Origin of the sequence: Streptococcus sp. 27098_8_66 (genome assembly GCF_041431945.1) — a bacterium.
Classification (GTDB): domain Bacteria; phylum Bacillota; class Bacilli; order Lactobacillales; family Streptococcaceae; genus Streptococcus; species Streptococcus dentalis.
This window is the reverse complement of record NZ_JAPVYS010000004.1, coordinates 1-12,083: the sequence shown is the minus strand read 5'-3', so window position 1 is coordinate 12,083 and position 12,083 is coordinate 1. Positions and strand designations below refer to the sequence as shown.

Annotated in this window: 7 protein-coding genes; all 7 read right to left on the bottom strand. The window is 41.5% G+C overall.

Going from position 1 to position 12,083, the window contains the following annotated elements:
• Positions 1-9: 9 nt before the first annotated feature.
• On the bottom strand, positions 10-2,394 hold the full coding sequence (gene secA2 / locus O3642_RS04330) for an accessory Sec system translocase SecA2 (RefSeq protein WP_371605555.1): 2,385 nt from the start codon (positions 2,392-2,394) through the stop codon (positions 10-12).
• 26 nt (positions 2,395-2,420) lie between these two features.
• Entirely contained in the window at positions 2,421-2,891 is a 471-nt protein-coding gene (asp3, locus tag O3642_RS04325; RefSeq protein ID WP_003012414.1) for an accessory Sec system protein Asp3, read from the bottom strand.
• Positions 2,888-4,432: an accessory Sec system protein Asp2 gene (gene asp2, locus O3642_RS04320; RefSeq protein ID WP_371605480.1), complete on the bottom strand. Its 1,545-nt coding sequence runs from the start codon at positions 4,430-4,432 to the stop codon at positions 2,888-2,890. Before asp2 ends, asp3 begins: the two co-directional genes overlap by 4 nt.
• 1 nt (position 4,433) lies before the next feature.
• Complete coding sequence (asp1, locus tag O3642_RS04315) at positions 4,434-6,011, bottom strand: accessory Sec system protein Asp1 (RefSeq protein ID WP_371605479.1); 1,578 nt, start codon at positions 6,009-6,011, stop codon at positions 4,434-4,436.
• A gap of 8 nt (positions 6,012-6,019) precedes the next feature.
• Positions 6,020-7,234, bottom strand: a complete 1,215-nt coding sequence (secY2, locus tag O3642_RS04310; RefSeq protein WP_155127941.1) for an accessory Sec system protein translocase subunit SecY2 — start codon at positions 7,232-7,234, stop codon at positions 6,020-6,022.
• 769 nt (positions 7,235-8,003) lie between these two features.
• Entirely contained in the window at positions 8,004-10,478 is a 2,475-nt protein-coding gene (locus O3642_RS04305; RefSeq protein ID WP_371605478.1) for a peptidase, read from the bottom strand.
• A 331-nt stretch (positions 10,479-10,809) separates the two neighbouring features.
• Positions 10,810-12,083, bottom strand: a 1,274-nt coding sequence (locus tag O3642_RS04300) for an LPXTG cell wall anchor domain-containing protein (RefSeq protein ID WP_371605477.1), incomplete at its 5' end; no start/stop codon positions are given.

Here is a 12,083-nt window from a genome sequence, read left to right as displayed (position 1 = left end):
TGTCCTCTTTTATGGGAAATGCAAGACTATTTCCCCTTTTTTATTGATTTCTACTCGACTTAGCAGGAGATTGCGGACCATTTGTTCCTTGGCCGCCTCTTTCATTCGTTCAAAGGATTGGTAGGCTTCTTGGAAAAACTCAACTAATGGATTCTTTTGACTGGCATATTGACCAGACAGAGCAGCTCGAAGTTGCTGCAAATAATCGACCTGCTCTACCCAGTTTTCATCGATTGCTTTTAGGATGGCCATGCGCTGGAATTGGGCGATCACCTCATCGGTGCCTAAGATCTCATACTTAGCTTCTAACTCTCTTTGAGCAATTTCCCATAAGAAATTTTTCTTTGTTTTTTTAGAACGGAATGATCGATGAGTCGTCTGCGGATCCACCTGATAGCTCACATTGTCCAAAATATAACGATAAAAAGCAATGGGATCTATGTAATCTTTATTATCTGCCACTCTCATAAAGACTTCTCGGACAATTTGTTCGACAATTACATCCAAACGACCTTCTTGTTTAATCAAGCGGTTACGTTCCTTATAGATGATATCTCGCTGAATGTTCATACTTTCTGCAAATTCAAGCGTCATGCGACGACTGGCCTGACTAGAACTTTCACTTGCATTTTGAGCCCGTCCCACCAGATTCTTATATTTTCGTTTAGTCAACGGCTTAGTGGCACCAATTCGCTCCTCTACATCGTAGTCTTGGTAAGTATCCTGAATCCAATCTGGTCCCCAGTTTTTCATCAAGTCATCTTCCAGAGAAACAAAGAATTTGGTCCGTCCAGGATCTCCTTGGCGACCAGAACGACCACGAATTTGAAGGTCAATCCGCTGGTTCATCATCCGTTCGGTCCCAACAACTACTAGTCCCCCTAGTTCAGTCACTCCAGGACCCAACTTAATATCGGTCCCTCGACCAGCCATGGAGGTCGCTACAGTCACTGCTCCCATTTGGCCAGATTCTGAAATAATTTGGGCCTCTCGAGCGGCATTATTAGCATTTAAGAGGTTGTGAGCTATGCCCTCCCGCAATAGAAGATTAGAATAAAGGATGGACATCTCAACTGAACCTGTAAAAACTAAGATTGGATTGCCATTTGCATGGACTTCTTTGATATATTCTAAGGATGCAAACACTTTTTCAGGCAGGGTCTGATAAATCTCATCTGGCAAGTCCTGGCGGATTTTTTTTCGGTTAGTCGGAATTTTAATGACGGACATGGCATAGGTATCGAGAAACTCTGCCTCAGCGACTTTCCCAGTCCCCGACATTCCTCCAAGCTTACGAAACATCTTAAAGAGATTTTGGTAGGTAATGGTAGCCATGGCCCTTGTTTCTTGGGTTAGCTTGAGACCTTCTTTGGCTTCAATCGCTTGATGGAGTCCTCCTTGCAATCGTGTCATTTCCATCAATCGACCTGTTGCCTGGTCAAGTAAGACAATCTCCGGTTGCCCTTCGACATTGGGATGGATGACATAATCCTTATCCTTAATAAAGTTTTTATTGGCTTGAAGAGCTAAGCTGATATGGCGGACCATATCATGATATTGGGGATTATAGAGGTTGGGAATAGCAAGAAAGCTTTCTGCTGCATGAGCTCCCTTTCGAGTCAACCAAACCCGTTTCTTTTCTTCATCAAACTTGAAGTCTTCCCCCTCTTTGAAGGTTTGGATCAGGGTATTAATAATCCCATATAGGTTGGATTGAACCCGAGGAGAACCAGAAATAATCAAGGGAGTCTGAGCACTATCTAGAAGCACTGAATCAATCTCATCGACAATGGCATAATTGAAGTTTGCCAAAAATTGGCCATCTGTTGAAGCTGTCAAGTTCTCTGTTAAATAGTCAAAGCCCAGACTGGTATTTGTCGTATAAATGACATCTGACCGGTAAATCTCCCGTTTGACTTCTGGATCTAATTCTTCGTCTTCAGACTGTTTCAAAGGAACTCCAACGGTCAATCCCAAAAAGCGGTAGACCTGTCCCATTTCTTCCGCATCTCGGGTTGCCAGATAGGTATTGGTCGTAATGACCATGACCCCTTTTTCTTCTAAGGCATTGAGATAAACAGGCATGGTCGCTGTTAAGGTCTTTCCTTCACCGGTATTCATTTCAGCGACATTGCCTTGGTGGAGGACAATCCCTCCCATGACTTGCACGTCATAAGGAAACATGCCCAAAACCCGTTTATCAGCTTCACGCGCAACGGCAAATGCTTCCGGTAATAAATCATCCAAGGTCTCGCCCTGAGCTAGACGTTCCCGAAATTCTACAGTCTTCTCCTGTAGCTGATGATCCGTCAAGCGGGTCATATGATCTTTCCAGCTATTCACTTCCTTCAAGATCTTTTTAATTTTTCTTAATGTAAAATAATCCAATGTGATCCTCTTTTACTAGCAGTCTGGCTCGTCTATGCGAGAACCTCTGCTCCCTCAGACGATATTGGTTGAATCGTGAAATAATGAAAAACAAATTCTTGCATGCCGGCACTAAGGAGACGCACTTCGTAGGCGTAGGCATTCTCTGGATAAACAAAAGCCAAGCTTCCATCTGATGTTACCTGACGTTTGACAGGCACACCAAAACGGTCCAGAAAGACAATTTCCACCATCACTGTATGGGAAGGTGTGGAAGTCATGCTCACATCTAATACATAAGATTGACCTCGTTTTAAGAGCGGAAGACTAGGAGCCCAACGATTGGCGCTGAAATTGCTCATTGATTTCCAGGTCTTTAAAATTTGACCAGAAGGCATCAAGGGGTTTTTAAAAACAACCTTATCCCTCGCAAAACCTTGGATAAGCGAGCCCCATAGATAGTCTGCTGAAGGCAAGGGCCCCCAATAGTGCCGTCTGGCTTCTTGTTGTTTAATAGTTATCATTCGATCCTTCCAAAATTTCTTTCCATGATTTCTTTATATTGGGTTAAAAACCATTCAACAATCGGTGCACTGGCATCATTGTGTCGACCAGGTCGACTAGAACTAATAATCCGCACAGGATGATCATAGAGGGCTTCTAAAATTTTCGGATAGGCCAGTTGATCATAGTCATCATCTCTCATATAGGCCATGGCCAGAATAGTATCCTTCAAATCCGCTTGATTGAAACGATCCCAAAACCGTTGATTCAATAGATCAATACCCTCCCTTGAGACTTGTCCGACAAGCAACTGCATCATATCTAAGGATGTCCCAAACTCATCGGGACGTTTGAATTTCAAATTAGCTGCCACATCCCCAAGATTAACAATCGGTTTCCCAACTAAAATAGCATGAGGCGAGTAGGAGGAGCCATAGTACAAAGCTCCAAAGGTCCCCATAGAAAGTCCAGAAAAGTTCATCTCTTTAGGACCAAACCCTAGCCAGTCTAGATACTGATCAATGTAAGCAACAATCTGATCTTCTAGCTCTTGAGAGCCCATATAGAAGGAGCCACCCTCTAAGCGCGGATCTGAAAAGAGGATAAAGGGACTTCCCATTCTTCGCATCATGACAAATCCTTCAAATCCTTCAGCCGGACGATACCCTGAAAAATAAATATTCAAAGGCGGTTTCATATCTCCAGGATGGAAGTAAGCAAAGATTTCCTGACGCTTGCTATCCCGAAGTGTCTGGGCCCCAACGGTCATTTCCCCAAAAGGACCATGAGAATAACGTTTGTGTAAGGCCCCAATCTTCAACTCCCCTTCTCCTTTTGCTTCCAGACAAAAGGCTAGATAATATCGCTCAAATTCATCTAGCAAGATTGGCTCTTTTAGGTCATCCTCAGAGTAGATAATCTCTTTCACGAGATCACCAATAGCGCCACTTTGGAAAAATTGAATACGCAATTGAAGTTGACAAGAGGGCTCTTTTTCATACTCTAACCATATATTAACGGGAGTAGTCCCATCGTAAACATAATTATAAATCCATTGAGCCAAGGGAGTAAAGTCCTTCCCGAAAGATCCCGTCAGCTGCAAGAGATGTTTTCCTAAAACTGTCTGCGAGCCTGAAAAATCAGGACGAATGCGGATATCGTAAGCCGTAAAAGCATCCCCATACTGACCATCATAAAGGAAACGAGTGACTTGATAGAGAAAATGGGCTTTGTCTGAAAAATCCCAAGACCTAACCTGCTTCAACCGAAGCAATTCCTTCACTTCTTCCGGATAGGTTTCTTGTTGGAACTGATGATTGTAAAAAATGGTATAGGGTTGGAAAAAGTCCATCTGATCTTTTAAGCCCAACAAATCTTCAGGTCGATCTATTAGTAAGGCTTTGAATTTTTGGATTTCCTGCTCTTCCATATACTCTTTTAGAGAGGGCAAATCCTGGCATGAAAAATAGTGCCAACCCATTTCTTCTGGAATCTCTACTTGTTCCAGCCAATTTTCTAAACCAATTTGAAGAATATGACTTGTTTTCGACTGTTTGTCCATACTATTCTTTCATCCATCCTTCCCACTTGGCTATCAAACGCGGGCCCGTATACTCTTGTATTTTATCGACAGAGTATACTAGGGCTTCGTTCCATGGTTTCAAGGCTGTTAAGAAGTACTTCAAAGCCTTCTCTAATTCTCCTTCTTTGGATATGATATAGCCGTTCTTTAGATGATCGACAAATTCTGTCTTGGTTCGATTCACCTGAGGAATCCCCGCTGAGATTCCCGCAATTTGTGTATAAAGATTCGGTTCATCATTAAGGTCTACAATCAAGCGGGTCTGTTCCAACTCCTTGATAATATCATTCTCATGAAAGAAGTTCTTTACCGTATAACGATATTCTGGCACTTCTACAGCTAACTCATCATCCTGAATCTTATTCTCCCCAAGTTCTTGATCTGTGACTGTTAGCTGCACCGAAGCTAAGGCAATCTCTTCTTCTATCAATTGTTTTAATTGACTTCTTAAGGTAAGCAAATGATTTTCAGATGTACTGTAAAAGGCAAAAACAAGCTCAAACAAGGGGTTCTCAGCCAAGATTTCCAGCAAGTTCTTTAGTAGCTTTTTCGATAGGAAACCGTCTTCCCCCACATAGAAAAAGATTTTTGATTCTTTGCGTTCCTGACTATTCCCTAATCGTAAGCGAGAGTCAAAAGAGGTCACTCGATGGACTTTAGACTGCAAGGTTGGAGAAAAGCCAAGAATGGCTTCTTTTGTTTTTTCACTATCTGTGACAATCAACTGGACATCCTTTAAACAAAAATAAAGTAGGGAATCATATAGAGACAAGGGCTGGCGTTTCCCATAAAAAGACAGAACTTTTTTAACTCCAAATCCTAATTCTTGCAAAAAGGGCAAATTGGCCGGATGAGCTGCAAAAACTGCTTGATCTTGCTGAGGTACGATGGTCCCAAGCAGGAACTTCATTTTCTCCATGATGACTTCTTTGATTTCCGAGTAGACTCCTTTCTTAAACAAGGATTGAACGTACTCATTCACAAATACCGAATGATTATCTTCCGTCAGCATTTCACGTAGAACCCAAGTTCCGTCAACACTGAGATACTCTTGGAAATAGGGATGCCCACTTTTATAGTAAATGACACTAGAAAGAAAGCCTCGATCATCTAAATATTCAATAAAGGCAATCTCTCCATCCTTGAGGCGAGTAATAGAGAGGATATTCCCATCTACACCCATGTCGATTTTTGCAATCATCTCCCCTCGACGAAAAGCCACTACCTGAAAAGGTGTGTAGGCAAAAGTGGTCTCTGAAGGCCACTCCAAATCCTCAATCTGCACAGGCATCATTTCCTGATCTGGAGAGACCCCCTGCAAGTGATCAAAGACAGAGAGATAGTCTGTTTCTAGCAAATCTTGACGGTGTAAAAAATAGCGTAGTTGGGGAGCATAATGCGGAATCAGCAACTTCCGATCAATCCCTGCATCTTGGAAGACACGAACCTGGTTAATGGTGTCATCAAACTCGATTGAATCCTTCATCCAGTACCAAGGGATGGTGGTGCTATGCCAGGTCCGTTCTGACCCGTACCAAGCTGGTATAAAGTAATACATGATAACTCCTAGAATAGTCTTGTATATCGTTGATTTACTTGGAGAGCATGAATCTCTTCCCGGATGTTGTATACCATTCCGACAAACATAAGGAAGGTTCCTGGAATCATTGTTAGGCGCAATAAATCCTTATCCCATAGTAAAACTGAAAACGGTAGGGCAGTAAAAAGAATGAGATAGAAGGTCCCAAAAACAGTCAAGCGTAACACAATCCCATTAATAAATTTTCGAGTATCTGGACCAGGATAAACCGAATCGATATACTCTGAACTTTTCATCATTTTTTCAGCAATTTCCTCTCCATTGACATTGACAAAAGAAAATGCAAAGGACAAGAGGGCAATCATAAATATGTAGAGGAGGATCCAGACAGGCTCACCCATCACCAATTCTTTTGCAAACTTAGCAGCCCATTTAGCATTTGAATCCATTGAGAGAACCAGCAACAGCACATACTGTGGAATCGATACTAAGGTCATGGCATACATAAACGGCATCCCTCCAGCTGGGTTTAGCTTGATATCTAAAAAAGAATAACTTTTTAGGTTGTTGTGAATTCCAAGCTTATTGACTGGAATGCGATAACGAGCATACTCGATCAAGACGGCTGTATAAACAAAGGCTAAGATGAAAAAGAGACCAATTGCATACCAATAAGTTGGAATATCCATTTTAGATAAGGTCCGCATAATATCTTCTGGCAAATACATCACCATTCCAGCCATCATGATGACGACTGAATTTCCCAAGCCGAGTGCGGCATTTAAATCTGAGAGCCAGACTAAAAAGAAGGTGCCTGCGATCATAATCATCGTGTTGACAACAATCACAAGAGCTGAATTTAGACTGGTTTGCAGAGGTAAATACATGGAAACTGCCAAGGCTTGTACTAAGGCGAGCAGCAAGGTTAGATACATTTTTCGTCGACCGACAATATCTGCACTGGTCTTTTCGAGATTAAAGCGCTTGGATACGGTAAACACCCGCCACAATATCATGGAAGACATCCACGGAGAAAGGCCGATTGAAAAAATCGACATTCCTCGTAAATTTCCTCCCATAATGGCACTGGATAATTGCAGGCCCGTCGCAGTCGTTTCATTCACATTAAGCACTCGCGACAAATCAACAAACGGCAATGCAATTTTACTACCAAACACATAAATAAAGACGAATAAAATCGTCCAACAAAATCGTTTCCCAACTTCTGATCGTTTTATCATGTTAATTTCAATAATTTTTCTTTCTCCGGACTTGCAGAATTAGATCTGACGAACTTAATTTTAGCTCATTGGTAAACTAACTATTTCAAATTAAGAATAACGTATATTTAGTTTGCTGAAATATTAGACGATAATGTTTCTTTCACTACCTGATTATCTTCTTCCAAGCTAGAAACCACAAATACTTAGCCTTTCTCGTTGATAAAGGTCACTAGCTTTGCTTGAAGACTCTCTAACTTATGAACTAGATGAGCATCCCATTCTAAAATGGAGATTGAACAAATACAATATCCTCAAAAGAGACCCCGCTAGGATGCCATCCATACGAGAATTCAGATCTCTCCATGGTTCATTCGTCTGATCATAAAAGTAGATGTCAATCTCATTAACTCCAAACTATCGGACAATTTTTATAATATCGTTCTGGGCCATTAAAGCAATACTTTTGGAAGATTAACCGAAAAGATTTATAAAATGGATTTTTATCTCTAGCCCCTTCTTTTTCTTCTACTTGTTTATTAAAAGTTTTTGCAATTGAACCATTAGTCGATTTGCTAACTTAATAAGTTTCAGACCACTTGTTGGTCACTTTTACACAGAATTCCGAACGAGTGCATCCTCATTCATTATAACATATTCTCTATCTGATTTCGTATTTCTCACCCTCTCACTGGAGCTAATTTCTCCATTAAAAATCAGCAAAACTATGTTAGGTTTTGCTGGAACTTGGCAACGTGAAATGACATCATTTCCTCATTTATTTATAGGATTATTTTTCTTCTTTTTTCCGATGACCCAATGAAGTTAAACCTGCAAAGAGAGTGGTTATCCCTGCAGGGTAAAGACCTTTTGAAGGACTCACTCCAGTCTCTGGAAGTGTTACTTTTGATTGACTGTCCTTTTGCGAAGAGAGCATAGACTCTGATGGGATCAAGGAAGTAGATGGAGATGTGAATTCTTTTTGAGAAGGCAAAGCACTTATTGATGCTAACCCACTTGTTGAGATTGAATGCGAAGATAGGCTTGATTGTGAACGACTTTCAGACAATGAAATAGTGACCGTTTGTGAAATCAAAACCGATTCAGATAAAGATTCGGAAGCGGACTCACTGAGTGAAGTAGATGCTGCTTCTGACTCTGAGGCGCTCACGGATTGGGTTTCTGATACAGAACCTGAAACAGACTCACTCAAGGAGATAGAGCTTTCTTCTGACTCTGACGCGCTCACGGATTCGGTTTCTGATACAGATTCTGAAGCGGACTCACTGAGTGAAGTAGATGATTCTTCTGATTCTGAGGTGCTCACGGATTGAGTTTCTGACACAGATTCTGAAACAGACTCACTGAGTGAAGTTGACGTTTCTTCTGATTCTGAGGTGCTTACTGATTGGGTTTCTGATACAGAACCTGAAACAGACTCACTCAAGGAAGTTGACGCTTCTTCTGACTCTGAAGTGCTTACTGATTGGGTTTCTGATACAAATTCTGAAACAGACTCACTCAAGGAAGTTGATGCCTCTTCTGACTCTGATGCACTCACTGATTGGAATTCTGATACAGAACCTGAAGCGGACTCACTCAGTGAAGTTGACGTTTCTTCTGACTCTGATGCACTCACTGATTGGAATTCTGATACAGAACCTGAAGCGGACTCACTCAGTGAAGTTGACGATTCTTCTGATTCTGAAGTGCTCACGGATTGGGTTTCTGATACAGATTCTGAAGATGACTCACTCAAGGAAATAGAGCTTTCTTCTGACTCTGATGCACTCACTGATTGGAATTCTGAAACGGACTCTGAAAGCGATGAGGAGGCCTCTTCTGAAAAAGAGATTGATTCTTCTTCTGATTCGCTGATAGATACTGAATTAGAAAGACCGACACTTGCAGAGATAGCACTCGAGTTAGACAGTGAATCACTGAATCCCTCAGACAAACTCTTCAACTCAGATATTTCCTTTGACTCAGACCCCAATCTAGATGTACTTTCAACCTCTGACAGACTTGAAGAAACACTCAAAGAAAGTGAGCGAATTCGTGGATCTTCTGTCAAAGGAACAGTTACAGTATTTGTCGTATTATCTTTGAAAACAACTGTAACTTCTCCAATTGCTGAAACTGAGTAGGACTTAAAATCCTTAGAAGATATGAGACGGGGATTCACAGCCTTAAACTTTTCCCACACTTGTTCTTTTTCTGCATCAGTCAATTGAGAGAGATCAGATACTTGCGTGTTTGACTTCACTGCAACAATTGGATTTCGAATCCCGTCATTTTGTGGCAATACTTTAATTCGGAAAGAACGGTCTATAAACTGGTTGTGAGCGTTGGTAAAACGAACTGTAATCGTATATGTTTTCCCTGGTTCCACAACCTCTGTATCTCCTACTTTCCCCTCAATCAGCATGGGAGCAAAGGGGGTTTTCAAAGTCGCATTCGGCACCAAGACACCATCTACCCGCTCACTATTTGGAGCATAACCCATAAAAGTTAGGATAACACCACCATTTCGCTCCCGGACAATATACTGGAGTCTCACTGGATCTGAATTATAGGCAGTGATGAGATGGTTATTTCCAGGTCCACTCATAACGAATGGGGCTCGCAACATTTGATCAGAGCCTATTGCATTCCCATTTCGAGAATCACGTTTTCCTGAAGTGGCACGTAGGACAAGATTGATCAGTCGGTTTCGGGCTGTCTTAGCTTGGTCAACTACTTGGTTTCCCTCAGCTGAAGGATTTGCTAATTGATGACGAATAGCATCCAAGGCCTGCTTCCCAAGGAACACAGTCTCCTTTCCATCTTCTAGAGCTTTAGCTTGGTCAATATAGCTATAAATATCCTGTGCTAACTTATAGAGTCGTTCCTTTTGCTGATCCAATTGGATAGAAGAAGGTTCCGTTAAAACCAGTTCTGATAAAGAGGTTGAATTTATTGAAGTAGAAGCTTCTGAACTAGCCATTGAAGTAATCTCAGAAACAGGGGTTCCTACTGATGAAGAGAAGCTTTCTTGACTTGTCAAGGAGTTGATTTTTTCACTAGTTAATGAATTGCCAGCAATCCCTAAAACTAAGCTATCTTTTCCAATTAGACCTATTTCTGAATCCAACTCTGAGCCAAAGCTTTGTTTGTCTTCTTGATCCGCAAAAGTAGGTTGAGCAAGCGATACCGCTCCAAGCAGTGCACCTGTTGCAATCAGCCCCCTCGTGAGAGCCAATTGACTTGATCTGGAAAAGGACAAGGGCGGAGCTCCTTTTTTCCCTCTCCGTTGGAAGAAAGTAATATTTGAGCACGCAACACGCATCCAGTTTTTCCCAGTTTTGACTAATTTAAATCGTGTAATCCGCTCTCCCTTCCAAGACTTTCCATTCATCCTCTTAAATAACACATTTTTCTCCCTAAAAATTATTCTCTTTTGATTATACAGGATTATTGATCATTTTCAATATATTTGACTATTCTTTCATACTTAGTTTTCACTAGAAAAAAGCAAATCTCTTTCGAGACTTGCTTTCACTTATTTTTAAATCCTAAGTTCATCTATATGACAGCAATGGAATGAGTTTGATAGATTAATTCTCATCCTTTTTCTTACGACGACCCAAGGCAGCAATACCTGCAAGAAGCGCAGATGCTCCTGCTGCAAACATACCTGTTGACGTTGCTGTTCCTGTTTCTGGAAGAATTCCTTCTGACCCTCTATATTTTTGAGAAGAGCTTGACGATTCAGATTGTGATCTAGTCTGACTCATTGACCCTAAATAAGAAGCTGACGTACTTGTTGACGTCGTTGTCGATTCAGAACTTGATGCACTTACTGAAGTCGTTGTCGATCTTGACACAGACTCTGAAACCGATTCGCTCAAGGAGCTAGATGTTTCTTCAGACTCTGATGTACTCATGGATTGAGTTTCTGACACAGATTCTGAAACAGACTCACTCAAGGAAGTTGACGCTTCTTCTGACTCTGAGGTGCTTACTGATTGGGTTTCTGATACAGATTCTGAAACAGACTCACTCAAGGAGCTAGATGTTTCTTCAGACTCTGATGTGCTCATGGATTGAGTTTCTGACACAGATTCTGAAACAGACTCACTGAGTGAAGTTGACGCTTCTTCTGACTCTGAAGTGCTTACGGATTGAGTTTCTGACACAGACTCTGAAACCGATTCGCTCAAGGAGCTAGATGTTTCTTCAGACTCTGATGTGCTCATGGATTGAGTTTCTGACACAGATTCTGAAACAGACTCACTGAGTGAAGTTGACGCTTCTTCTGACTCTGAAGTGCTTACTGATTGAGTTTCTGATACAGATTCTGAAGCGGACACACTTGTTGACTCAGATGCTGAAACTGATTCCGACTCCAACACACTGGTTGACTCAGACTCTGAGACTGAAACTGATTCCGACTCCAACACACTGGTTGACTCAGACTCTGAGACTGAAACTGATTCTGATTCCAACACACTGGTTGACTCAGACTCTGAGACTGAAACTGATTCTGATTCCAACACACTGGTTGACTCAGATGCTGAAACTGAAACTGATTCTGATTCCAACACACTGGTTGACTCAGATGCTGAAACTGATTCCGATACGCTTGTTGACTCAGATACTGAAACTGATTCGGACTCACTTGTTGACTCAGATACTGAAATCGATTCGGACACACTGGTTGACTCAGATGCTGAAACTGATTCCGATACGCTTGTTGACTCAGATACCGAAACTGATTCGGACACACTTATTGACTCAGATGCTGAAACTGATTCCGATACGCTTGTTGACTCAGATGTCGAAACTGATTCAGACTCACTTGTTGACTCAGATGTCGAAACTGATTCTG